Raw genomic sequence first — 24,528 nt, forward strand, 5'->3', positions numbered from 1 at the left:
AAACTTCCTCAACTTATCTCATAATATTAAAAAACTCACTTGCCACTATTACACTAAATCCCATCTTATAAACAATACCTACTTTCACCCTTAATAACCCTATCCTAAAACCTAACACCAACATCATACTTTAAAAAACCTTTCCGATCACTTTCATTTTTAACTTAACCACTTTAAATATCCTTTCACTCCAAGCAAAACATTAAAAATCATATTTTTGCCTAAAAATAAAACATGAGTTAAAATAGAAGTTTTGTTTCAAGAAAAATGTTGTAAAAAAAATGTGAGAAAGAACCTCTCCTGAATTCTCCCTTAAGAATAAAAAGCGTGTTTGCCCTTATACTCTTTTCAACCCTCAAACTATTTATATACCTCCATTTGTCCTTTTCAAAATTTGAGGAAAAACTCCTATCATAAGATCTTTTCAAAATAAGAGAAAAATCATTATAAATTTTTGTATTAAAGAGAAAATCAGAAGAAAAATTAAGGGAAAATTCCATATAAGGCAAAGCTACCTTCTCGACAATGGGCCTTAAATAATAAAAGTTTGACAAACCTAATGTTAAACCCAACTTTAAATTCCTATTACTGTTAACAAAAAGGGGAGAAATATATAAAAAAGGCGTTCTCTTTTTATAAACAATATTCAGCTCTTCAAAACTTTCATTTTTAAAACCAAAAGACAGTTCAAGGATTTTTTTATCATAATTTTTCTTTAAACCGAATAATAAATCAAAAAGACCATTAATAAAGTAGCCATCAAAAAGCTTATTTTTCTCTTTTAGAAAAATTAGATTTAAAGAGGGATTTAAGGGCATATAAAAATTTAAATTATTTGTGAAATAAATATGTTCTTTTGACTCAAAACCTCTTTCCGATTTAAATGAAAAACTGAGATTATAAAAGAATCTTTCAAAATTAAGGGTACCTGAAAGGTCGTTTTCATTTCTTAAAAGACCAAGATCAACGGGAACCTCCCTCACTCTTTTTATATAAGAACCATCAGGATCAGGATAATAGGTGTTATTCAATGAGTCATAACTATAAGAACCCCTCCCCTCAGGAACTTTTATATATTCTATAACCCTTCTCACACCATTTTTCCTTATCAAACTCGAAAGAATCGATAAAGAAACCTCACTTTTTGGATTTATATTTGATTCGAAAAAATAATTAAAATCTCTTCTTTTATTCAAAGAGTCCCTAAAATTAATAAAACTTGAATTGAATCTAAAATTTAATTTAGGAAAATTAAAACTGAACCTAAAATTATTCTTAAGCTCCCTTACACTTTTTAACCTGAAAGAGATAATTTCGTAAATAAAACTGTGGCTTTTTAAATTTACTTTAAAACCACCTCCTTCTTTTACTATCTTTGTTTTAACTGTATCTATTTCGAAGAAATATGAGTAAAAGGGAGAGACTGTCTGTGGTTTTTCAACATAAAGGGTGAGTCTTCTTAAATTCTTCTTTCCGTAATCTAAAAGTTCAAAATCACTTGTCTGCGTGAATTTGTAGGATAAAGAATAACCTAAAGAATTTTTATTAATTAGAAAGCCATCTCCTCTTAAAACGGAATAACCATAATAAAATTTTACATCTTCCCTTAACTTAAAGTAAGGCTTTATTCTTAAATCATAAAAGTCTCCCTTTATAGATTTACCCCAAAAATGAGAAAAATTTTCATCATAAATCCTAAAAAAAGAACGAAAATTGTTTCTATTTAGAAAGTCTAAATTAAAGCCAAATTTGTTATTTTCAAAATTTAGGTTAAAATCATTAAAGTATCCTATCCAAAGTTTTTTTGTAAAGAGATTCGGGGAAAAAAACGAAAATCCTGAAAGATAACTAGCTTTAATATGATCCCTTTTTGTATTTAGACTCAAAATTAAATTCTGATTCCTCTGAGGTAAAATAGCCCACCTTCCCAATTTATATGAACCCCTATCTTTACCTACAAATAAAAAATAATTCTTTCCGTCAACATAATCATAATCACCTTTATAGGGACCAACAAAAACAAAACTGGGATTTATATTACCCTTTTTCTCTCCTACATAAAAAAGCGTATCATTCCTTAAGATATAATTTCCCTTACCAGAATCAACATAGTTTATCCCACTTAACAAAATCCAAGATGTATCTAAAAGATTCTTTAAATAATTTTTATCACTCTCTGTTAAAGAAAATCTTGGCATTGAAGGTATGTCACTTTCATTTAAATATACAAAGTTTATATCAAACCTACTTAAACTTCTTTTATACTCCGAAAATAGAAAATAACTACTATAGCCTTCTTTTAAGACTTCAAAATCAACTCTCAATTTTGAATTTAAAGAGTAACTGACATTTTGAGTTAATGTTATTGTTCCATTTGTATAGTCAACAATATAATCGAACTCTCTCCCCCTTTTTAGGGGAATCCCGTCGAGAAAAACTCTTTCAGAGCCAGGAACAATTTTTTCTTTTAAAGGGTCAACTATTAAAAAAGTATTAGATTTTACATCCTTAAGTTCTACATAAAAAGTCCTAAATACACCCTTTGGATAACCTAACACTGAATTAACTTCATTTTTCTCATCCATAAAGCTAAATTCAAGACCAATAAGTTCTTTTTTAAATTTTTCATAAAAGCTTGGTTTTAAAGTAAATTCTCCTATCCTTGCCTTTATATTTGACCCTTCGAGATTTATACTTGCCTCTTCAAGTTCACTTAAGGTTCTTGTGAAACTTTCACCTTCAGGATAGGACTCATCAGTAATTTTACCCCTTATAAAGTAATCCTCTGTTAATTTACCTTCAATTTCAAAACTTAACTTTTGATCAACTTTAAAACCTCTGTCAGAATATAAAAAAGAAACTGTTTTTTCACCTTTTATTTCAACATCCTCAGATATTTCACTTTTTTTAACAAATTTTTCATCCTCATCTTCACTTACTTCTGAAATAATCTTTATTTCTAATACAGTTGTATCTTTTCTATAAAAAAAGGATCTGTATTCTAAAAAAAGGGTGTCGTTTAGGCTTATAGGTAAAAGGGGGAAAAGGGTGTCGCCTTTAATACTATAAGAAACTGTATCATTTTTTTTGTAAAGCACTATAGAGTTCAAAATAGGAGAAACAAGAACAGCAAAGGGTTTTTCAAACGTTATTATTTCTCTTTTAATCTCATAGTAATTATTCGTTCCAAGAATAAAAAGAAGAACAAAAAGACTCATCTTAGACTCCAAGCGTTATCTTTATAAACTATTTCTTTATTTAAAGTTTTAAAGAGAAGTTCATAGTTGCCCTTATATTCTTTTTTTATATCTTTAACTAGCGAAAAAAGTGTATCTCCGGAGTATACATAGAATTCATCTTTTAGTTTAAAATAATTTTTGTAAGTTTTTTTGAATTCTCTAAAAAGATTAAGTTTTTTATAAACCCTGATCTTTTCTTTAAAAACAAAGATAAAGAAAGTGTCTTCAATTACAAAGAAATCTAAGACTTTTTCATTTATATTAAAAAAATAAGAGAAGGAGTCAAGGGGTGAAAACTTAATTTTTAAGACTTTAGGAATGCCACCCTTAGATATATAAAAGTAAAAATTATTTCTCTCGGTAATATCAAAAAAAGTAGCATGGTTAAGTGAGTTTAAACTGAATTCACTTTTTTGAATACCTTTATAGGGATTTACTTTAATTAATTTATTTTTGTGCACTAAAAAATATACAAAAAATCCATCAGTTTTTACATCCTTAAAGTTTAGATATTCCTCAAGCTTGAGCGTTTCTGGAGGGAAAACTCTTAAATAAAAATTCTTTAAATTAAAAAAGATAAAGAGACTTTCTGAAATTATGAGGAATTTCATTATAAAAAGATAACGTTTTCTTTTAAGACTCTAACAGCGCCTTTTTTATTTTTTACTGGTTTAACGTATTTTCTAAGGGTATAAAGAACTAAGGCCTTTTCATTTTCCTTTAACTTGCTATGTTTTTTTGTAATTTCTGCAGCAAACCTGATATCTTCTTCTTTTACCTCTTGATTTTTCTCTCTTTTTAATATAACGTGAGCTGAAGGTAAATCTTTAAGATGAAAGAAATAATCCCATGGTTTTGCTATCTTAAAAGTAAGCTCATACGCCTTATCACTACTTTTTGAAACTAAAACTTTAAAACCAGAAGGAGAAGTAAAAACCTTATAGGGTAAACTTTTTTCCTCTTTGATTTTATCTAATATTTTTTCTATCTTTTCTCTTCTTTTTAATTTTTTGTACCTATTAAAATATCTTTCGGCTGCTTTTTGTGGTGTTTCATTATACTTTATCTCCACTTCGATCTCACCCTTTTCAGGATGTTTCAAAAGAATCACTCCATTTTTATCTTTTATTTCATTCAAATTTATAAGTATTGCCTCTGCCTTAATTTTATAAATTTCAGGATTCAATCCCTCTTTTTTTACATTCTCAACCTTTTTATTAACCTTTTCCTTCTTTGAATCCTTTTTCTCTTCTTGCTTTTTCTCTAAGGTCTCATATATATGCAAAAGTGCTTTGTATAGTTTATCAAAACGCTTAGAGTTTTGAGTTTCTTTTAGAGTTAACTTAAGGTTTTCATCAACAAAAAAGGGGCCACTAAAATCTTCTTTTGTGATTTTATCTTTAAATTCCTCATCAAAAGGTTCTTTAAAAAAATCGGGCTTTTGAGAAAAAGAAAGGTCAAATTCTTTTCTTTTTCTAAAAGAGTAGATGACTTTGTTATCTTTTAAAATCAAAAGGTCTCTTGCTCTTCTTGTAAAATCAATAACTAACTTCCTCTCTTCTATCTCTCCTAGAGGATTTTTTTTTATAAAATTTATGAAAAAAACTCTCTCACCTTCTACAATTTCAGAATCTCTGTATAAAAAATCTTTTAAATAGGGGAACTCCTTTTCTTTTTCCAAATTATTAACTTGTACATCCACTGGTAAAAAGTAATATATTTCCGGATGAAGCAGAACCACGAGGGCCATCTTGTTTTCAAAAATTACATATATTTTTTTACCTTTCAAAAAAATGTTTTTTACTCTCTTAAACCTAAAAATTTCATCTATTTCTTTTTTCAGTAATTTAAAGAAAATTTGGGAAAAGTGCATTAAAAAAAGTGTTTTACTTCGAATTCAAAACTTTCCTTTGAGTCTGAAGCATGAACAGAATTTCTTGTAACATCAATTCCCAAAATGTACCTTATTGTTCCTGGTCTTGCCTCTTTGGGATTAGTAGCCCCTACAAGATCCCTAAGCCTTTCTATTGCCCTTTCCCCCTCTAAAATAACTGCTACAACTTTTTTCTCCGTCATATAATCAATTAGATTTTTAAAAAAGGGCTTATCTTTATGAACTCTATAAAAACTCTCAGCCTTTTCCCTTGTCATCTTTTCAAATTTTATATCCAAAATTTTAAAACCATTTTCCTCACACATTGACAGTATCTTTCCTATAAGATTTCTCTCAACTGCATCTGGTTTTATAACAAGTAAGGTTTTTTCCATAATAAAAAATTATAAAATAAAAGTTTTTAAAAGTCTTTTTTAGTTAGGGCATCGGCTCTTTTCATTAAGATATGTGTACCATTTTTTATAAATTTTAAAGTAATAAAAAGGGTATCTTCTGGGGTTATAAGGTTTCCTGGGGAGATCCATAAAAATTTTTTACCCCTTGAGATTCTTAGACAATACCCGGAAATCTTGCCATCTAAATATATTGGTGTATACTCCATTTCTTTTTCTGGTTCTCTTTCAAGAAATCCTTCAAGTTTTTTCTTAGCTATCCCAATTGTAACAGCATTAAAAAGGACACCAAAATGGGTGGCAATACCACAACGGGCAGGATGAAGTATTCCCTGTCCATCAATAAAAAGAATATGGGGCTTTAAGGGAGCTCTTTTGTAAAGCAAACTTAAAACTGGAATCTCTCTAAAAGATAAAAAGGTGGGAATGTAGGGAAAATTAACCTCCTTTTCTATAATATCTTCGTATATAATTTTTTTTAGCTCATCATCGTAAATAACATAAGCCCCTCTTGCTCTTTTTCTCCTATATCCTACATCGAGGGCACCGTAAATTCTTACTTTATCTAAATTTACTTTTTCTAACTTTACTTTCTGTGATAGTTTTAACTGATACTCCCTTAGTTTTAAAAGATTTATTTTTCCATTAAAGAAATTTTTAACTCTGATATTCGTAGAAGCCCTTTTTGGTTTTTCTTCCAAGGAAGCCGGCTTCAACCATTTTTCTTAAAAGGGGACAGGGTCTATATTTTGGATCGCCTAAGTCCCTGTATAAAACCTCAAGAATATTTAAACAAACGTCAAGACCTATAAGATCAGCAAGCTCAAGTGGTCCCATAGGATGATTCATACCCAGTTTCATAACCTTATCGATTTCTTCTTTTCCAGCAACACCCTCCATTAGTGCATAAATTGCCTCATTTATCATCGGCATCAAAATTCTATTCGAAACAAATCCGGGATAATCGTTTACTATAACAGGCTCTTTACCAAGTTTTTTAGCAAGTTCATAAATGAAATTTACTGTTTCCTCACTTGTTTTTAACCCCTTTACAATTTCAACAAGCCTCATCACAGGAACAGGATTGAAAAAGTGCATTCCTATAAATTTCTCCTCTCTATTGGTAAAAGAAGAAAGATAGGTTATTGATATAGAAGAGGTGTTTGAAGCAAAGATTGCCTCTTTTTTTACTATTTTATCAAGTTTTTGGAATAAATCCTTTTTCACATCTACATTTTCAAAGACAGCTTCAATTATAAGATCGCAATCGTGAAGGTCATCTAAGGAAACAGTTTTTTTAATTCTTTTGAGAGCTTCATTTTTAGCATTTTCATCAATTATTCCCTTTTTAATCTGTCTATCCATATTTGTCTTTATTGTTTCAATTGCCTTATCGAGAATTTCCATAGAAAGGTCTTCCAGGATAACATCGTAGCCACTCAGTGAAAAAACATGGGCTATACCATTACCCATTGTTCCTGCCCCACAGACTCCTACTTTCATTTTTTAATATCCCTACATATTAAGTTAACTTCGGGAATTGAACCTACTTTTTCCCTACTTTTGTGTAAATTTCAACTGGAAAAATTTTCTTCAGCTCTTCTCTTATAGAATCTTTTGCCTTCATTACCTTTGTAAGATGTAGATACTGACCAATTTCATTGAGTATATCTCTTTTTACCAGTTTAGTTGGAGATGAGCTTAATATTTTAACAACAGCAAAGCCAGGTGGATTTTGGACAGATATTACCTCTGAGACATATCCAATTGGAAGATTCAAAAGAGCCTTCGCAATTTCTCTTGGAAAGGTAGGAAGCATTTCAAGATGAAGGTATCCACTGTTTATACTTGTAACATCTCCTATAGCATTGTATTTTGTTATTATCTCTTCAACTAACTTAGGAGAGAATGGGGTTTTCCTTAAAATCTCTCTTATATCCTGAGCATCTTTTAAGGTGTTGACAAAAAAGTAAACGAACTCTATTTCTTTTAAAAAGTCATTTTCGTGAGCTTTATAAAAGGAGTCGATAACACTTTGTGTAACCATTATGTTTTGAGTTTTTCTTCTAAAGTACTCATCAGAGAGAACTAATCTCCTTGCCCAAGTAAGTCTCTCTTTAATAACATCTTCTTTATCTATACCTTCTCTTTCTGCGGCAAGTGAAAAAATAACAAGATCAATCACATACTGCAGAAACTCTCTTCTTTGCTCTTCTCCCATAAGTTGATACGCAAACTGTGGTAAACCTCTCTCAAGATCTTCCTGGGTAATATATACATTTCCAACTTTTGCAATTGGTGTTCCTACTGCTTTTTTTTCTTCTGCCCTTTTACAATTTAAAAGAGATAAAAAAATAAATATGATTAAAAAAATTCTAATCACCGATTTCTCCTTTTAACTGTGGAAAGGAGTTGAACCCCTAATATAAAATTTTAATTGAAATGAAAAAAAATTATCAAAGAATAAGAGGCACAAAGGATATCTATGGGGAGGATTTTGAAAAATTCAATTTTATCTATGAGAAATCAAAAAAAATATTTAAAACCTACGGTTATAACTTTATTATTACACCGACCTTTGAGGTAAAGGAACTTTTCGAAAAATCAACTGGTGAAACTACTGATATTGTCCAAAAGGAAATGTATGTTTTTGAAGATTTAAAAGGAAGAAAACTTGCTTTAAGGCCAGAGGGGACACCATCTGTACTAAGAGCAATTATAGAGGACAACATAAGTATACCATGTAAATTTTCGTATTTTCTTAATATGTTTAGATATGAAAAACCACAAAAGGGCAGATACAGAGAGTTTTATCAGCTTGGGGCAGAAGCCCTCGGTTTTAAAGAACCTTACATTGACTTGGAAATATTACTTCTTGCCGATAATATCTTAAGGGAAATAAACGTAAAAGACTACACTTTTGAAATAAATTCTGTTGGTTGTATGGAAGATAGAAAAAAATATTCGGATTATTTAAGAGAAAGCCTTAAGGATAATTTAACTTTGCTGTGCGAAAACTGTAGGGCAAGATATGAGAGAAATCCCCTAAGAATTTTGGATTGTAAGGTCGATAGAGAAAAAATAGGTTTTATTAAGCCTTTAAGAGATTTTTTGTGTGAGAGCTGTTTAAAACACCATGAAGTCCTTTTAAATTTGCTTGATAAAGAAAATTTTAAATATAGGGAAAATCCTTTTATTGTGAGGGGGCTTGACTACTATACAAAAACAGCCTTTGAGATAATATCTAATAGGCTTGGTGCCCAGGATGCTCTTGGTGGTGGAGGAAGGTACGATTACCTTATGAAAATGTTAGGTGGACCTGATAGTCCTGGAATTGGATTTGCTTTTGGAGTTGAGAGGCTCTTGATCGCTATGGAAAATTTTGAAAAAAAAGAAGATACATTAGTTTATGTAATATATGTTTCGGAGAAAGAAAGGGAAGAGGCGATAAGATGGGTTATGAAATTAAGAGAAAAGGGAATTTACTCAGATATGGAGTGGGATACAAAGAGTTTAAAAAGTCAACTTAGAAAGGCTAATCAAAAAAAGGCAAAATGGGCCATAATTATAGGTGAAGAAGAAGTTAAGAAAAATCTTTTAAAAATTAAAAATATGGAAACTGGTGAGGAAATTCTTTCTTCCGATCCCCTTGAGGTAATTAAAGTATAAAAATAAACTTATCTTTTCTCGGCAAAGTAATTTATAACACTTTGGGCTGTACTATAGGCAGCTTCTTTTACTTTTTCTTCAGTTTCTTCAAACGTAAGCACGTTTTCAAAAATTTTTTCTCCTTTTATGTCATAAAGGTAAAATAGTGCCTCTAAGGTAGTTCCTCCCTTTCTTTTTAACTCACCGTATAGGGCATACTCAACACCAATTTGAGTGATTACAAAATTGATTTGAGATAAAGGTAATGTATTTTTATCATAACCTATCGATTTAATAGCACTTTCAGAGACCTCAAATCCAGTAACCTCAAACTTTGGTGACTTTCTTACTGCTTTTTCAAGTTCACTCATAAATACCTGATAGTGTATTGAACCAAAAAGTTCACTTGAAAGTTTAAACGGGAAAATTGCAATTCTTATCTTCCTTGTTATTATAGCTGGTTCTCTTTCTCTGCCCTTATATTCCCTGTTTAGTCTCTCGATAACTCTATCAGTAAGGTCAATTGCCTCTTTTGTATAGAGAATATCGTCTTTTGAGGAATCGAATACAATATCTACTCCCTCCTCTTCTGCCACTTCTTTAATCACTTTTCTTATTTTTTCTGTTATAGGTTTTATTAGCTCCTCTGTTTTTTGTTCAACTCTTCCTCCCTTGCCCCATATCTCCTTAATGAAATTCTGATAATCCCTCCTTAAATTCTCAATCTCTGCTTCTCTTTTTAATCTTGCCTCCTCTGATAGGGCTGGTTTTTCTCTTTCATAAAGTTTTACAAGAGAATCTATCTTTGATTTTTTCTTTTTTAACTCCTCTTCCCACTCTCTCTCTAATCTTTCAATATCAAGCTTTATCTCTCTCATACCTTCATAGCTTTGAGTTACTCTCTTTAGATCTAAAATTCCGATCTTAGTTGAACTGAGGAGGGAAAGACTATAAATATGGAGTAGGAAAAAAAGTCTTTTTACCACAGAGGGAATCCAAGAACAAAGTGAGGTATAAATCCTTTTTCGAGTTTATCAAAGCCGTAAGCTAGGTCAACTCCAACAACACCAAGCATTGGAATCTCCATCCTTACTCCTATGCCTGCGCCCCTTTTTAACCTAACGGCCTTCCCCTCTAAAACCCTCTTAAACTCCTTCTCCATATTATAGGGTTTCAAAAAGGCATTCCCTGCGTCAAAAAATAAACTAAAATAAATTTGATCGTTAACTACAAAACGTAGCTCAAAGTTAAATGCAAAAGCTGCTGTCCCCCCAATTACAACACCTTGTGATTTATAACCTATAGATCTTTCATCATAACCCCTTATTACAAAATCGGTTAACTGCACCCCCCCTGGTCTGAAGTACTCATAAACAGGTATAGGTCTTGCCTTGCTATAGGGATAGATGAAACCCAACTTTATATTAAAGGTGGGAACAATTCTTTCTTTTAAAAAGGACTTATAATAGGAATAACTTATTACGTGTCTATGAAAATGTTCATCACCCAAAAAGATTCCACCTGAAAGTGTAAGTCTATACTCTGATCTTAGACCCTTTCTTGTGTTAAACTTTCTATCTCTAGAATCATAGTAAATTGCGTTTATTGTTTTTGATACTATTTTTGGCCATTTTTCTTTTCTTAAATCAAAAATCTCAATAGGATTATATCCTGCTGAAAAGTCAAATACTCTGTTTCTATCTAATTCATATCTTGTGCTTGTCCATATGTACTCATTCACATCATAGGGTCTTGCAAAAGATAAAGAAAAGCCTGTTCTTTGCACCGAATACTCTCCAGGAAAAACATCAATGTAATGATGAACATCAAAGCCAAAAAGATAGTGTCTCTGAAATAGCCAAGGTTCTGTAAAGTCAAACCTTATGTTTTGTCTATAAACGCCAAGTTCTAAAGAAAGTGAAACCTGTTGACCTCTACCAAAGAGATTATTTTCAGAAACAGATAGGATTAGAGAGCCCTTTTGAACAACTGAGTAGGATCCTCCGGCTTGGAGAGTGCCTGTGGGCTTGTCTTTAACTTTAAAAATCAGGTCTACTCTTTCTGAATCTTCAAGAATTTCAAAAGAAAAATCAACTTTTTCAAAATAGTTTAAAAAATATAAATCCCTTAAACTTTTTATTACCTTTTGTCTATTAAATTTATCACCAGGGAATATATCAAGTTCTCTTCTTATAACGTATTCTCTTGTTCTTTCATTTCCAACAATGTTTATCTTGTTTACATAGCAGGGGTTGCCCTCTTTTATGTGAAAGATAACTGAGATAGTGTCTACTTTTAGCTCAGAGCTTTCTTTTCTAATCTCAGATTTTCTCTTTTCTTCAGGTATAACCTTAACAAGCAAAAAGCCCGAGTCTGCATAGAGTCCTTGGATTTCTTGAATACTTTCAATAAATTTTTTAAGGGAGAAAACTTTGCCCTTTTTTAACTTTAATTTTTTTGATAAAGTGGTTTCGTCAAAGAACTTATTTCCCTCAAAGCTATAGTCACCAAAGTAAAACTTTTTGCCCTCAGTTAGGTAAATTTTAATGTAAAGCCAATCTCCCTCAGGATTAATTTTAAAAGAGTCTACTTTTATATCAATAAATCCGTTATTTTTATAAAATTCCTCAATTTTTGATAAGTCTTCTTCGAAATATTCTTCTTTATAGATAGCTTTTCTATACCAATTTTTTTCTCTGTTTCTTAAAAGGATTTCAATTTTTTTGTCGGGGAAATTTTCGTTACCTACAATATCGATTTCTTTAATTTTTGCCTTTTTGCCTTCGTGTATTTTAAATAAAACATCTACAAAGCCTTCTTTTTTAGTTTTAATAAGTTCAGTTTCGACTTTTGTTCCGGAAAAGCCTTTTTCCCTATAAAGAGAAATTATTTTGTTTTCAGCCTCTTTGATATCGCTGCCTGAAAGGGGCGAACCCCTTATAAGATTAATTTTTTCGATAATTTCCTTATCTTTAATTTTCCTTGTACCTTCAATTTTTATACCCTCAACCCTTGGAAGTTCCTCAAGTTTTATTAAAGCTATAACTTCATTTTCTTTTTCCGCTTTAAAAAGTTCAATTGAGATATTTTTAAAATTCCTGGTGCTATAAAGTCTTTTTAAGGCATCTCTTATATCGGCCTCCTTTATATACTCTCCCTTTTTTAGCCCAGAGGTGTTAATTATAAAATCTGTGGAAACATTTATATTACCTTCAACTTTTATGTCTTTTAATAGATATCCCTCTTGTAGTGTCAAAATAATTAAAATGAGTTTTAGCATAGAGAGCAGGGTTATTTACCTATATGGGCTCCCTCGAGTTTTCTAAAAATAATCTGTTCATTTAGTACATCTACCTCAACCTCATCTCCTTCCTCAAAGGAACCCTTTAAAATCTCTTCAGAGAGGGGATCTTCGATATAACTTCTTATAACTTTTCTTAAGGGTCTTGCGCCAAAGTCAGGATCAAATCCCTTTTGTGCGATAAATTCTATAGCTAATTTTGTAAAGATAACCTTAATTTTTCTATCTAAATACACTCTATCTGATAGTTCTTTAAGAAGAATTTCAGAGATCTTTATAGCTTCTTCTTTTGTTAAGGGTTTAAAGACGATTATTTCGTCAATTCTATTTAAGAATTCGGGAGGTAAAAATTCTTTTACTTGTTCAAGTAAAAAGTTTTTCATTGATTCAAAGTCAAATCCTATTTCTTCGCCCTTGTGGAAACCAAGAGCACGGTGGGATTTTAAATACTTAGTTCCTATGTTACTTGTTAAAATTACAACGGTATTTTTAAAATTTACCTTTCTACCAAAACTATCGGTTAGGACACCGTCTTCAAGGATTTGAAGTAAAATATTAAAGACATCGGGATGAGCCTTTTCGAACTCGTCAAATAAAACAACTGAATAGGGTTTTCTCCTCACTCTTTCAGTGAGCTGGCCGCCTTCTTCGTAACCCACATAGCCAGGAGGAGCACCTATAAGTTTTGAAACATTGAACTTTTCCATATATTCGGACATATCTATTCTTATAAGGGCGTTTTCATCACCAAAGAGAAATTCAGCTAAAACTTTGGCAAGATGGGTTTTTCCAACACCTGTTGGACCAAGGAAGATAAAGGAGCCTATGGGTCTTCTTGGATCCTTAATACCGGCTCTTGATCTTCTTATAGCTCTTGAAATAAGTTGAATAGCTAAATCCTGTCCTACTACTTTCTTTTTGAGTTCCTCTTCCATTCTTAGAAGTCTTACTTGCTCTTCCTCTTCAATTCTTGTTAAGGGAATTCCTGTCCATCTGGAGACAACGTAGGCAATATCTTCCTCAGTTACTTTTGGTCTTTCTTTCTTTGATCTTAATTCTTCTTTTCTAGATTCAATAAGTTGAGTTAACCTCTGAATTTCGTCTCTTATTCTTGCTGCTTTTTCGTACATCTGTTCCATAACGGCTTTGGTTTTTTCTTCTTTTAGTTTTTCAATTTCCTTTTTGTATTTTTCGATTATCTCATCATGAAATCCGTGCATCAGTTTAACTCTTGCACCTGCCTCATCTATTACGTCTATTGCTTTATCAGGTAAAAATCTATCTGAAATGTATCTATCAGCATATCTTGCAGCAGCTACAATAGCTTCATCTGTATACGTTACACCGTGGTAGCTCTCGTACTTTTCCTTTAATCCCTTTAGAATTTCAATTGTCTCCTCAACCGTAGGTGGTTCTACAATAATTGGTTGGAATCTCCTTTCAAGGGCGCCATCTTTTTCTATGTACTTTCTATACTCTTCCATTGTAGTAGCTCCAATACACTGTATTTCACCCCTTGCTAAAGCTGGCTTTAAGATATTTGATGCGTCTATAGCACCTTCAGCTGCACCCGCACCTACAAGAGTGTGAAGCTCGTCAATAAATAGTATTATGTTTTTACTTGTAATTACTTCGCTTAGTATGGCTTTAAGTCTTTCCTCAAATTGCCCTCTATATTTTGTTCCTGCCACAATAGCGGCAAGATCAAGTGCAAGAATTCTTTTATCTTTTAAAGATTCTGGAACTTCTCCCCTTACTATACGCTGAGCAAGACCTTCAACTATAGCTGTTTTACCTACACCGGGTTCTCCTATTAAAACAGGATTATTTTTCTTTCTTCTTGAGAGTATCTGTATGACTCTTTCGATTTCTGCTTCTCTATCTATAACTGGATCAAGCTTATTTTGTCTTGCAAGTTGTGTAAGATCTGTAGCGAATTGTTCTATGAGTTTCACCTTTTTGATTCCAGTTGCTGGGGATATCTTGGGCTCCTGTGGGTGTTCTTCCATTGATGAAAGTACTCTTAGGGTTTCTTCTACGATAGTTTCAAAATCCAATCCAAATTGAGAAAGTACCTTAAAGGCTAATCCTCTTCTTTCTCTCATTAGGCCCATAAGCAAATGCTCAGATCCTATCAGCTCATGTCCTAATTTTCTTGCTTCCTCTGCTGCGTACTGTATTGCTCTTTTTAAAATTGGACTCATAGGTAAGTCTCCGGTAGGTGAGGTATAACTACCTGGTGGGCGAGTTGCTTCTATTTTTTCCCTTAGAAGTTCAAGATCTATTCCCAAATTTATCAAGACGGTAGCTGCTACTGAGTCAGTCATTCTAGTTAAGGCAAGTAAAAGGTGTTCAGTTCCTACCTCTGAGTGAGCTAATCTAATTGCCTCGTCCTTTGCAATCTGAAATGCTTTTCTTGCTCTATTTGATAGTCTTTCAAAATAGGGTTCTCCAAACAAAATTTTCCTCCTTTTATATGTTTAGTTTTTTAGCAAATTCTCCCACAAAGGGAATTTCGAGCATTTTCCCAGTGAGCGCACCATAAAGTCCAAGCACCACTAAAAGCCCCACCCCAAGAATATAAAAGGCGAAAAAAAAGTTTATAAATATGTAACGTATTATTGGAATAGAACCAACTAATAAATGAAACGAAAAAAATAAAATAAGACCAATAAATTCAATGATAAAAATTAAAAAGCCTTGCTTGGCGTGGAAATGAACAAACTCACCAGCTTTTGAATCCAAAAGAGGTACAAAATTTAAAAATGGAATATAAGAGAAAGCTGCGTAGATGTGCCTTACCTCCTCGGACTTTTTATTTTTTAATTCCTTAATTTTCAACTCTTCAGCCATATTACAATTCTAAAACACCTTTAAGAAAACTTTCAAATTTTAAAAAATCGTCTCTGAATTGGATTGTAGCTATGTCCTTAAATTTTTGGAGGTAATTATATGCGTCTTTATAATGACCCTTTTCGATTAAAGATTTAATTAATCTATATGCAAAAAGGCTTTTAAAGGTCTTATAAGGAACTTTATCGATAGCCTTTAAAAATCTCTTTTTCCCACTTTCAATATTTCCCATGATAAAATCTATAGTACCTAAAGCTTCAAGGCTTGAGGCCTCAAGTAGAAAATCATTAGGCTTTTTTGAAAGGTAACTTTCGTACCTCGCTTTTGCTGTTACGTAGTCTCCCTGAAGAAACGCAAAGTTTGCAAGATAATAAAGGGCCTTTTTACCCTCAGGTGAATCAGGAAATTTAATAGAAAGATCTTGGAAAACGTTTATAGCTTCTTGAGTTCTCTGGGCTTGCATAAGAGAAATCGCCTGAAACCACATCTGTCTCGCTACTGGATAATCATGACTCTGACCTGAGCGTAAAACAAATATAAGTAGAACTAATGCCAAAATTAGTAAAAAGCCTCCTATAAACTCCTTAGGCCTCTCCCTTAACTTTTTATACGCGTTATTAACAAACTCTATAAAAGGGTCAGTTTTTAACTCCCTTTTTGTAATTTTCTTTTTCTTTCTCAATTTCATGTTTTTAATTATAACTCTCCATTTTAAATTATTCAAGATTTATTTTAAAATATAAAGGATGAAAGGATTAAAAAAAGTTTTAAAAGAGTTAAGAGTAAACTCAAAGAGCTATCAAATATATTCGCTCAGGGAGGCATCAAAAATATTTTCCATTGACATTCAGAAACTACCAATCACTCTGAGAATACTTCTTGAGAACATATTAAGAAATTTTGATGAGGAAACAGGTGAAAGTATCTTAGAGTTTTTTAGGGATTTTCCAAAGAGAAAAGAAAAAATTGAGATTCCCTTTTATCCTTCAAGGGTGATACTTCAAGATTTTACTGGTGTTCCACTGATTGTGGATCTTGCAACTATGAGGAATGTGGTACAAAAATTTTCTGCTGATCCTGAGAAGGTAAACCCAAAAATTCCCTGTCACCTTATAATTGATCACTCGGTCCAAGTTGACTATTTCGGTACAAAGTTATCCTTTAATTTGAACATAAAAAAAGAGTTTGAAAGAAATAAGGAAAGATATGTTCTTTTAAAGTGGGCTCAGAATTCATTTGAAAATTTAAAAATAGTTCCGCCGGGAAAGGGGATAATTCACCAGATAAATCTTGAGTACCTCTCAGAGGTTGTTAATGTGAAAAAGGAAGGAGGCGAAGAGGTTTTAGTGCCCGACAGTGTGATAGGCACAGATTCTCATACCACAATGATAAATGGAATAGGAGTGTTTGGTTTTGGGGTCGGTGGAATAGAGGCAGAGGCTGTTATGTTAGGTGAACCAGTTTATATGGTATTTCCGGAAGTTGTTGGAGTTAAGCTAAAGGGGAAACTGCCGACGGGCACCTCAGCTACCGATCTTGTCCTTTATATCACTGAAAAACTGAGACAAAAAAACGTTGTGGATAAATTTGTTGAATATTTCGGTGAGGGACTAAGGAAACTCTCAGTTCCTGACAGAGCAACAATTTCAAATATGAGCCCTGAATATGGCTCCACAGTTGCATTCTTTCCTATAGATGAAAAAACTCTTGAATATCTCTATGAAACTGCAAGAGATGAGGAGATCATAAAGAGGGTAGAAATTTATTCAAAGGAACAACTTCTTTTTAACACTTATGAAAATGAACCAGAGTATAGTGAAATTATTGAGATAGATCTTAGTGAAGTATATCCCTCAATAGCTGGGCCCAGAAGACCCCAGGACAGAATAACACTTAATATTTTAAAGGGTAAAATTGGCGAAAGTTTTGAGAAGGACTATAAAGTGAGGCATCCCGATGAGTCAAGAGTATCTAAGGTAAAATTAAACGAGGGAGAATATGAATTAACTGATGGATCTATAGTTATAGCGGCTATAACAAGTTGTACAAATACAAGTAATCCTTATCTTTTATTTTCTTCAGGAATTTTAGCCAAGAAGGCCTTTGAAAGGGGTTTAAGGGTAAAGCCTTATGTAAAGACATCCTTTGCTCCTGGTTCTGCTGTTGTTAAGGAATATCTCGAAGAGTCAAATTTACTCACCTATTTAGAGGCACTTGGGTTTTTTGTTGTGGGTTATGGATGTACCACTTGTATTGGAAATTCAGGACCACTTCCCCCAGCTATTGAGAATTTGATAAAGAATAAAAATCTTATTGTAGCCTCTGTTCTATCAGGAAACAGAAATTTTGAGGCAAGGATTCATCCTCTTGTTAGAATGAACTTTTTAATGAGTCCTCCTCTTGTTGTTGCTTTTGCTATTAAAGGTCACATTCTCTTTAATCCCTATGAAGAGCCTATAGGCTTTGATCCAAACGGAAATCCAGTTTTTCTTAAAGAAATATGGCCTTCTGATGATGAAGTAAATTATTACATGAAAAAGTACATGTCGCGTAAGCATTACGAAAAAGTTTATTCTGAAATTTATAAGGGAGATGAAAATTGGGAGAATTTGGAGGTAAAGGGGGGGAAGATTTTTGAATTTGATGAAAAGTCTACCTATATAAGGAAGGCTCCCTTTTTTGAAAGCTTTAGGGGCGAGCCAATGGGAATTAGTGATATAAAGGGAGCAAGAGTACTTCTGTTGCTTGGGGACTCAATAACTACGGATCATATTTCTCCGGCAGGTGAAATTCCCGAGGATTCTCCAGCAGGTAAATACCTTATTTCATTAGGGGTAAAGCCAGAGGATTTTAATAATTACGGTGCAAGAAGAGGTAATCATGAGGTTATGGTAAGGGGAACCTTTTCTAATGTGAGATTAAAGAATAAATTAGTGCCTTCAAGGGAAGGGGGATGGACTGTGAAGTTCCCTGAGGGGGAAATTTTATCAGTTTATGATGCGTCTATGAGGTATATTAGGGAGGGTGTGCCCTTAATAGTAATAGCGGGAAAAGAGTACGGAAGCGGTTCTTCAAGAGACTGGGCTGCAAAGGGTCCAAAGCTTCTTTCGGTTAAGGCAGTAATTGCTGAAAGTTTTGAAAGGATTCATAGGCAAAATCTTATTCAAATGGGGGTTATACCGATACAGTTTGAACCAGGGGATAGTGCCGCAAAGTATGGACTTTCTGGTGATGAAGTGTATTATATTGAGGGTTTGGAAGAGGATTTAAGGCCGAACAAGAGGTTAAAGATAAGGGCAGTAAAAGAGGGAAAGGAAATTACTTTCTATGGAATTTTAAGAGCTGATACTAAAAGGGAAATTGAGTATTTAAGATATGGTGGTATACTCCCCTTTGTTTTAAGTAACTTTTTGAAGGAGTGATATGGATAGTTATTTAGCCTTTTTAATTTTTCTCTGTTTTGTTTTTTTGGTATTTGCCTTTGTTCAGTTTTTATCCTCTACTATAAAGAATAAGATCTTTGGTTATAGGTATTCTCCTATAAAGCTTGAGCCTTATGAGAGTGGGATGGCTTATAGGGATACGGCTTACAAGAAGTACGGTATAAGAGTTTTTCCCTTTTTGCTTCTTTTTCTACTATTTGATATAGAGGCTGTTATTTTACTTCCCTTTGTTATAGAGGCTAAAAAGTTTGGTCTTTTCGCTGCCCTTGAGCTCGTTTTATTTGTATTTATACTTTTTATGGGTTATTTATTTGTTCTTAAAAATCGTGGGCTTGATTTTTAAAGGTTAGAACGCTTATTTTTGAGGCTACCTCTTGGGCAAGTTTAAGGAAGGCGTTTTTGGCAAGTGAATCTGGGGCTATTTCAAAGTAGGGTTCTCCCTTTTCGGAGCACTCGGTAATTAAGGGGTCGAAGGGAATTTTTATATAGTCTTTTAGTCCAAACTCATTAGAAAGTACTTCTCCTCCGTTGCCGCTAAAAAGGTGTGAGTTTTTTTTGCAGTGGGGGCATAGAAAGTCGCTCATATTTTCTACGATAGCCAAGATAGGGACATTCATTCTTCTTAGAAACATTCCAGCTCTTCTTACGTCGGAGACAGAGACTTCTTGTGGTGTTGTAACAAGGACAGCTCCTGAAAGTTCTACAAGTTGTGTTATAGATATAAGGGGGTCGCCTGTGCCTGGAGGTAGGTCAATAACAAGGTAGTCGAGCTTGCCCCATTCTAAGTCAAAAAGCAGTTGTCTATAGGCGCCATGAACTATGGGACCTCTCCATATTATGGCTTGGTTTTGGGAGGTTAAAAATCCGAGGGATATAATTGGTATTCCGTAGTAAAGGGGTGGGATAATTTTTTCTTCTTTATTTACAAGAGGGGGTGTTTTTGTTTTTCCCATTATTGAGAGGGTTGGTCCGTAGACGTCGCCATCAAGGAGTCCTGTTTTACAGCCCATTTTTTTGAGGGCAAGTGCAAGGTTTATGGCAACAGTAGATTTTCCGACTCCTCCTTTTCCGCTGACTATAGCTACTATGTGTTTTACTCCACTGATTTTTCTTTCTGTTTCGATCTGTTTTTCTTTTATTTTAGCGTCAAGGTTTACTATTACTCTTTCAACCCATGGAAGTTTTTTAACGGCTTCTTCAGCTTCTTTTTTCAGTTTATCTTTAAGTGGGCAGGCAGGTGTTGTTAGGATAAGTTTAAAGGAGACGACGCTATCACAAATTTTTATATCGCTTATCATATTTAAAGAGACTATGTCTTTACCAAGTTCAGGGTCATAGACGGTTTTTAAAGCTTCAATAATTTGTTTAATTTTCTCCTCCATTTTTGCCTCCTTAAATTTTGAAATTTTAAATATTATTATAAAGCATTTTCTTTTCAATTTGACTAAAAAGTTTTTAATCTCTGAAATTTTATAGGTAAGCTGTTTACTCCTCTTTTTCTATTATAGCTCCAGTTTCTTCAATTGGCTCTTCAAAGGCATTTCTGAGCCAAATAGAATCCACCCCTTCTTTCAATTCCACTATAACCTTTAACTTAATTACATCAGATTTTTCAAAAATATTCTCAAATGCTCTAAAACATTTATAAAGTTGTCCACGATTTAATACTATAGTGTAAGAAATTTTTGTTGTTTTTCCCTTATCTATATCTATATCTTTTAAGGGTGGTGGTGTTACTTTAGGAGGCCGAGGGGTTAGAGATACTTCAGCACCTTCCTCTTTCGGAGTAATAATTTTTTTAGGATCCACTATATAACCCGACTCTACATCAATCTCATCTGTATCAATTTATTTTTTAAAAGTCACATGTTCAATGGAAACGACAACTTCGTTCTCAACTCTCTGAACTTTATCTTTCATTGTTAAACCAAAAAGACCATCCTTAACACCCTCTGCAATGGCTTTCTTTATCACATTATCATCAATAACACAAGGAAATTCAGGAGAGGAAAAGAAAGTATCTACTATCGTTTTCACATCTGCTCCCTGTTCTTTTATAAATTCAAGTAATTTTTTTGGGCTTAAGCTGTTAAAAACTCTTGGTAGGGGTACGCGCAAAAGTAACTCTATAAGTCTTTCATGAATATTTGTCGCCTCCAGAACTCTCTCAACTGCTCTAACCTTATCAAGCACAAAGTTTCCATTTTCAATCTTTAAAGGCCAAACGTTAGTATAGAGATTTCTAAGAGCAAAATCCCGAGAGCCCATTTCGGCCTTTTCTCTTTCCTTTAGTTGCTCAACTTGCTCCTCTGTTAGATTAAGTGTCTTCTTTTTACCTTTAACTCTTTCTATAGCTATTAAATATCTTATGCTTTTACAAAGCGGTTCTATTTGATCTTTTTCTGGAATAGCTAAGGCAATTCCATTTCTGTTACGCCTGGAGGTAAAGTTCCTTCTCCCTTATCTTCTATTTTTGGCAAGCCTCCAGATGAAAACATAAGTATTGCAGTTGCAATCTTTGTAGCAGGAGATCTTATGTTAGCAGAAGTTCTATCAATTTTTCTTACTGTTGCATTTGGACCAATAAAGTCTGCTTCCAAAACTGCCTGATACGGTTCTCCCTGTCCTACTTCACTTAGAAATACTCTCCTTACATGAAGATCATCTATCGGTATATCTGTGGCAGAAACTAAATAATCATGAACGTTTCGTCTTTTTAACTCTCTTAAAACTGCGGCAAGAAATCTTAGGATACCTCTTGTTCTCTGAAAAGTTGGTATAGAGGCCCATCTTTCTCTCATCAGGTCAATAAGTGCAGGATGAAAAGGATAAGCCATTAAGAATCTTTCTCTATATTTTATGATTCTATCTTCTAATTCGCGTCTTTCATCAGGTGAGGCAATATAGGAAAGGATATTTTTCCTAAGGCTATCTACGTAAATATCAGCAGTTTTGTGAATTTCATCCTCTAGTGGTGGATCGGCAAGGAGTCTTTTTCTCAATACTGCAAATATCTCGTCACCTGTTATTGGTTCTCTTTTTGCATCTACATGAGAGGTAAGATGGTCAAGTGTTTCTAAAATTTCAATATTACCGAAAAATTCTCTTGCAGCTGTTTGTAAAGAATATATAATACAGGCGTACTTAGAGCCTGAAACCTCTGTAGTAATTGTTTGCATAAAATCTAAGGCCTGTCTATAAAGTGTGGACTCTCCAATTTTAATACCCATTGATCTTTCCAAATAACGTGAGACCTCATCAAGAATTATTAAAACAGGCTTTTCTCCGAGCATTCTTTTTATTAAATCACCACCTAGTGCAACCCTTTTTTGATCGTGCTCCTTTATTAACTCATATTCACCCAACTGCCAGGCAATATAACCCCAGATTGTATGGACTATAACACCGTTTATTTCTTTTCTATCCAATTTGCTAATAATCTTGAAGCCATATTTTTTTCGCTAGGTGTGGTTGAAATAAGTTTTTCGCTTCCAACAAGATGTGTTCCAGCAAGTGCCTGGGCTGTGAGTTTCAGCATCTCAAGGTTTGGTTTTGCCTTGGTCAAATATTCAGGTATCTTATAAGCCTCGTTTTCTAATAACCAAAGAATCCTATGTAAAATATCGATAATAAATTTATTCTCCAGTCCTAATTTTTCATCCATACCTCTTTCTGAATAGTCTCTTAGTCTGTATTTATTCTTTTTCTTTTCTAAGAGGGAGTTTCTACCTGATGAAAGTCCTAAGGGTCCGTCAAGTTCAACGCCTTGTGGGTAGGCAAAGACAATAGCTTCTCCAGCAGGGACTTCTGTTTTACCATAGATATATCTCCAGAGAACATAGAATCTTGTAACAGGGTCTACGTCTGATACTCCTTTTTTTGATATACCGAATAGTTTTTCGAGAATAGTTTCAAGTACGAGGCCTTCTACGATATTTAGATATTTTTCTGATGTCAGTTCTTCTCCGTTTGCGAATTCTACCTTTTCAAACTGTGTGAATGCCTTTAGTCCAGCTCCGACACAGGCAATAACTAAATCTGCACCTGTTATACCTTCGGAAAAAAGTGTATTTACTCTTTCTTTTACAATTTCTACAAGTAATGGATAAACGTCATTTTCATAGGAACCTATCTTTCCTCTTTCTCTCTTACGAGCGACAAGGAAAATATTAGAAACAAAAGATGATGATCCATATGCATTTTTTCTTGCTTCTCGCTCCAATGCCAAGGGTCATGCTTCTTGGATCATGTAGCCTGTTTTTCTTAATGCAGAGATAAGCGTTGACCATCCAGCGGTTGTTTTGTGTGCATAGATCAGTACCATAGGAACATTTGGTTTTAAAACTCTCCATGCTTCCATCAGGGCTTTTTCCATCATCTCTTCATAAAATCTTTTCGCCCTTTTCTTGTCTCCATGTCTTTTAGCATCAACAATGATTTCCTTTTTCTTAGGAGTAAGCTTTCCTGAGAAATGTTCTGGATATAGATGTCCTATAGATCGCTTAAGCCAAACATAAAAAATCAGAGAGAGCGGCATACGATATGTTGTCATAATATGGTGGATCTGTGATGATAGCATCAAAGAACTCATCTGGATAAGGTAATTCTGTGGCAGATGTACGAACTATATCTATTTTTCTTAGTGAACTACTGTTATTATTGAGATTCCTTAGGATATTAAGAGTCTGCTTTAAAGTATACTTCCAAGTTCCTACATTTGACCAAAAAGGATTAACCTCAGCAAAATCCCAACGCATTGGAATTGCTTGACCTTCAATAAAGACAGAAAGCATACCCTCTTTATACCATAGAGATGAAGTACAATTATAGTGAGCCATTTGACTTAAAATCAATGCAAGAAATGAAACATATATTTGTGATTTCTCCTTTTCGACTTCGTTGATTTCTCTATGGGAATTTCTTACCCACTTCGTAAAAGTCAAAAGTGCAAGAAGTTGACGAGGAGTAAACATATCAACATAAGTCGGCATTCCATACATGGGAAGTTGATCTGCAGACTTGTCAACTAAGGGTTCATTAGGTATGGTTAAACCTGTTTCTTCACAAAGTTTATTAATCCTTTTCCAAATTTCTTCTTCATCAGGTATTAAATCTTTGGAACCTCATCTGCAGATAAATAAATTTTTCCAGTTCTTCCCTCTTCTGTGCATACAACCGCCATAAGTTGCTTTCCTATTCTTTTCGCCTGTCCTTCTTGCTTTACATAGTCTGAAGTTATAGTTGTGCCACAAAAAATACAAGTGGCATCTCCCTTCCTTGAAAACCTTCCAGGATCAAAACCAAACTCTCTAATAGCCTCTTTCTCTGTTTTGACAAAGCTTGAAAAAACAGTAAATTTTGGCCTCTTACTTTCTAGATCGGGAGTAACTTTCAGAGCAATATATCTTCCCAATTTTTTACATAACCACGTTTGCCTTACAAGGGGAACAACTGCACCACAGGCAGGATTCTTACATCTCACAGTCCTTGTCCAAAGATAGGCAACAGGAGTCAAAGTCTTTTTACTTTTAGGATCTATAACGGGTTTATATAGATCTCCAATTTCCTCCTTTGCTTTTTCAATAACCCATTTCCCCCACTTTTCAACTTCTTCAACGAGTCTCTCTCCATATTTTTAAAGTAGCAAGCAGAATAACATAGGCTACAAGGTTTAGTTCTACAGCATAAGTTTCACAACCGAGCCCTAATGTCTCTAAGGGAATCGAACCACCACCAGCAAACATATCAAGAATTCTGG

24 protein-coding genes are annotated in these 24,528 nt (G+C 33.5%); 3 read left to right on the forward strand and 21 right to left on the reverse strand.

Features of this window, described 5'->3' with window-relative positions; all coding sequences use genetic code 11:
* Nucleotides 1-239: 239 nt before the first annotated feature.
* From ABDH49_06770 to ABDH49_06800, 7 genes are all read right to left on the reverse strand, one after another.
* The gene (locus tag ABDH49_06770; protein ID MEN3046665.1) at nt 240-3,218 is read right to left on the reverse strand and encodes a hypothetical protein; all 2,979 of its coding nucleotides are present in this window, start codon (nt 3,216-3,218) and stop codon (nt 240-242) included.
* On the reverse strand, nt 3,215-3,850 hold the full coding sequence (locus ABDH49_06775) for a hypothetical protein (GenBank protein ID MEN3046666.1): 636 nt from the start codon (nt 3,848-3,850) through the stop codon (nt 3,215-3,217). The genes ABDH49_06770 and ABDH49_06775 overlap by 4 nt, the downstream gene beginning before the upstream one ends.
* Complete coding sequence (locus ABDH49_06780) at nt 3,850-5,028, reverse strand: NFACT RNA binding domain-containing protein (protein MEN3046667.1); 1,179 nt, start codon at nt 5,026-5,028, stop codon at nt 3,850-3,852. Before ABDH49_06780 ends, ABDH49_06775 begins: the two co-directional genes overlap by 1 nt.
* A gap of 83 nt (nt 5,029-5,111) precedes the next feature.
* The gene (ndk, locus tag ABDH49_06785) at nt 5,112-5,507 is read right to left on the reverse strand and encodes a nucleoside-diphosphate kinase (protein ID MEN3046668.1); all 396 of its coding nucleotides are present in this window, start codon (nt 5,505-5,507) and stop codon (nt 5,112-5,114) included.
* Nucleotides 5,508-5,533: 26 nt separating this feature from the next.
* A complete protein-coding gene (locus ABDH49_06790; protein ID MEN3046669.1) occupies nt 5,534-6,226 on the reverse strand; it encodes an endonuclease V in 693 nt (230 codons plus the stop codon).
* Nucleotides 6,183-7,028: a 3-hydroxybutyryl-CoA dehydrogenase gene (locus ABDH49_06795; GenBank protein ID MEN3046670.1), complete on the reverse strand. Its 846-nt coding sequence runs from the start codon at nt 7,026-7,028 to the stop codon at nt 6,183-6,185. The genes ABDH49_06790 and ABDH49_06795 overlap by 44 nt, the downstream gene beginning before the upstream one ends.
* A gap of 43 nt (nt 7,029-7,071) precedes the next feature.
* On the reverse strand, nt 7,072-7,908 hold the full coding sequence (locus ABDH49_06800; GenBank protein ID MEN3046671.1) for a peptidylprolyl isomerase: 837 nt from the start codon (nt 7,906-7,908) through the stop codon (nt 7,072-7,074).
* Between the two features lie 59 nt (nt 7,909-7,967).
* Here ABDH49_06800 and hisS point away from each other — a divergent pair, with 59 nt between their 5' ends.
* Nucleotides 7,968-9,194: a histidine--tRNA ligase gene (gene hisS, locus ABDH49_06805; GenBank protein ID MEN3046672.1), complete on the forward strand. Its 1,227-nt coding sequence runs from the start codon at nt 7,968-7,970 to the stop codon at nt 9,192-9,194.
* Nucleotides 9,195-9,202: 8 nt separating this feature from the next.
* On the opposite strand, the gene ABDH49_06810 is transcribed toward hisS, so the two are convergent.
* From ABDH49_06810 to ABDH49_06830, 5 genes are read right to left on the reverse strand one after another with little or no spacing between them, the layout of a single operon-like run.
* Nucleotides 9,203-10,159, reverse strand: a complete 957-nt coding sequence (locus tag ABDH49_06810; GenBank protein MEN3046673.1) for an OmpH family outer membrane protein — start codon at nt 10,157-10,159, stop codon at nt 9,203-9,205.
* Nucleotides 10,153-12,453: an outer membrane protein assembly factor BamA gene (bamA, locus tag ABDH49_06815; protein MEN3046674.1), complete on the reverse strand. Its 2,301-nt coding sequence runs from the start codon at nt 12,451-12,453 to the stop codon at nt 10,153-10,155. The genes ABDH49_06810 and bamA overlap by 7 nt, the downstream gene beginning before the upstream one ends.
* Before the next feature lie 11 nt (nt 12,454-12,464).
* A complete protein-coding gene (locus ABDH49_06820; GenBank protein ID MEN3046675.1) occupies nt 12,465-14,933 on the reverse strand; it encodes an ATP-dependent Clp protease ATP-binding subunit in 2,469 nt (822 codons plus the stop codon).
* Between the two features lie 13 nt (nt 14,934-14,946).
* Nucleotides 14,947-15,327 carry a hypothetical protein gene (locus ABDH49_06825; protein ID MEN3046676.1) on the reverse strand — a complete coding sequence of 127 codons (381 nt, stop codon included), beginning with the start codon at nt 15,325-15,327 and terminating at the stop codon, nt 14,947-14,949.
* A gap of 1 nt (nt 15,328) precedes the next feature.
* Nucleotides 15,329-16,051 (reverse strand): tetratricopeptide repeat protein, encoded by a 723-nt coding sequence (locus ABDH49_06830; protein ID MEN3046677.1) that lies wholly within the window; start codon nt 16,049-16,051, stop codon nt 15,329-15,331.
* Between the two features lie 22 nt (nt 16,052-16,073).
* Between ABDH49_06830 and acnA the strand changes: the two genes are divergently transcribed.
* A complete protein-coding gene (acnA, locus tag ABDH49_06835; protein MEN3046678.1) occupies nt 16,074-18,749 on the forward strand; it encodes an aconitate hydratase AcnA in 2,676 nt (891 codons plus the stop codon).
* 1 nt (nt 18,750) lies between these two features.
* On the forward strand, nt 18,751-19,113 hold the full coding sequence (gene ndhC, locus ABDH49_06840) for an NADH-quinone oxidoreductase subunit A (GenBank protein MEN3046679.1): 363 nt from the start codon (nt 18,751-18,753) through the stop codon (nt 19,111-19,113).
* Here ndhC and ABDH49_06845 read toward each other — a convergent pair.
* The 9 genes from ABDH49_06845 to ABDH49_06885 all read right to left on the reverse strand — a co-directional run bounded on the left by ABDH49_06845 (nt 19,088) and on the right by ABDH49_06885 (nt 24,514).
* A complete protein-coding gene (locus tag ABDH49_06845) occupies nt 19,088-20,152 on the reverse strand; it encodes an Mrp/NBP35 family ATP-binding protein (GenBank protein MEN3046680.1) in 1,065 nt (354 codons plus the stop codon). The two genes, ndhC and ABDH49_06845, sit on opposite strands and share 26 nt — an antisense overlap.
* A gap of 103 nt (nt 20,153-20,255) precedes the next feature.
* On the reverse strand, nt 20,256-20,579 hold the full coding sequence (locus tag ABDH49_06850; protein MEN3046681.1) for a hypothetical protein: 324 nt from the start codon (nt 20,577-20,579) through the stop codon (nt 20,256-20,258).
* A 39-nt stretch (nt 20,580-20,618) separates the two neighbouring features.
* Nucleotides 20,619-21,038 (reverse strand): hypothetical protein, encoded by a 420-nt coding sequence (locus ABDH49_06855; GenBank protein ID MEN3046682.1) that lies wholly within the window; start codon nt 21,036-21,038, stop codon nt 20,619-20,621.
* A 143-nt stretch (nt 21,039-21,181) separates the two neighbouring features.
* Nucleotides 21,182-22,198: a DUF499 domain-containing protein gene (locus ABDH49_06860; GenBank protein ID MEN3046683.1), complete on the reverse strand. Its 1,017-nt coding sequence runs from the start codon at nt 22,196-22,198 to the stop codon at nt 21,182-21,184.
* Entirely contained in the window at nt 22,180-22,998 is an 819-nt protein-coding gene (locus tag ABDH49_06865) for a hypothetical protein (protein ID MEN3046684.1), read from the reverse strand. Before ABDH49_06865 ends, ABDH49_06860 begins: the two co-directional genes overlap by 19 nt.
* A gap of 3 nt (nt 22,999-23,001) precedes the next feature.
* Nucleotides 23,002-23,307: a hypothetical protein gene (locus tag ABDH49_06870; GenBank protein ID MEN3046685.1), complete on the reverse strand. Its 306-nt coding sequence runs from the start codon at nt 23,305-23,307 to the stop codon at nt 23,002-23,004.
* Nucleotides 23,273-23,761 (reverse strand): hypothetical protein, encoded by a 489-nt coding sequence (locus tag ABDH49_06875; GenBank protein MEN3046686.1) that lies wholly within the window; start codon nt 23,759-23,761, stop codon nt 23,273-23,275. Before ABDH49_06875 ends, ABDH49_06870 begins: the two co-directional genes overlap by 35 nt.
* A gap of 116 nt (nt 23,762-23,877) precedes the next feature.
* Complete coding sequence (locus tag ABDH49_06880) at nt 23,878-24,252, reverse strand: hypothetical protein (protein ID MEN3046687.1); 375 nt, start codon at nt 24,250-24,252, stop codon at nt 23,878-23,880.
* A gap of 130 nt (nt 24,253-24,382) precedes the next feature.
* Nucleotides 24,383-24,514, reverse strand: coding sequence for a hypothetical protein (locus ABDH49_06885; GenBank protein MEN3046688.1), 132 nt, complete (start codon nt 24,512-24,514; stop codon nt 24,383-24,385).
* Between the last annotated feature and the right edge of the window lie 14 nt (nt 24,515-24,528).

The organism is Candidatus Hydrothermales bacterium (genome assembly GCA_039630235.1).
Taxonomy (GTDB): domain Bacteria; phylum Hydrothermota; class Hydrothermia; order Hydrothermales; family JAJRUZ01; genus JBCNVI01.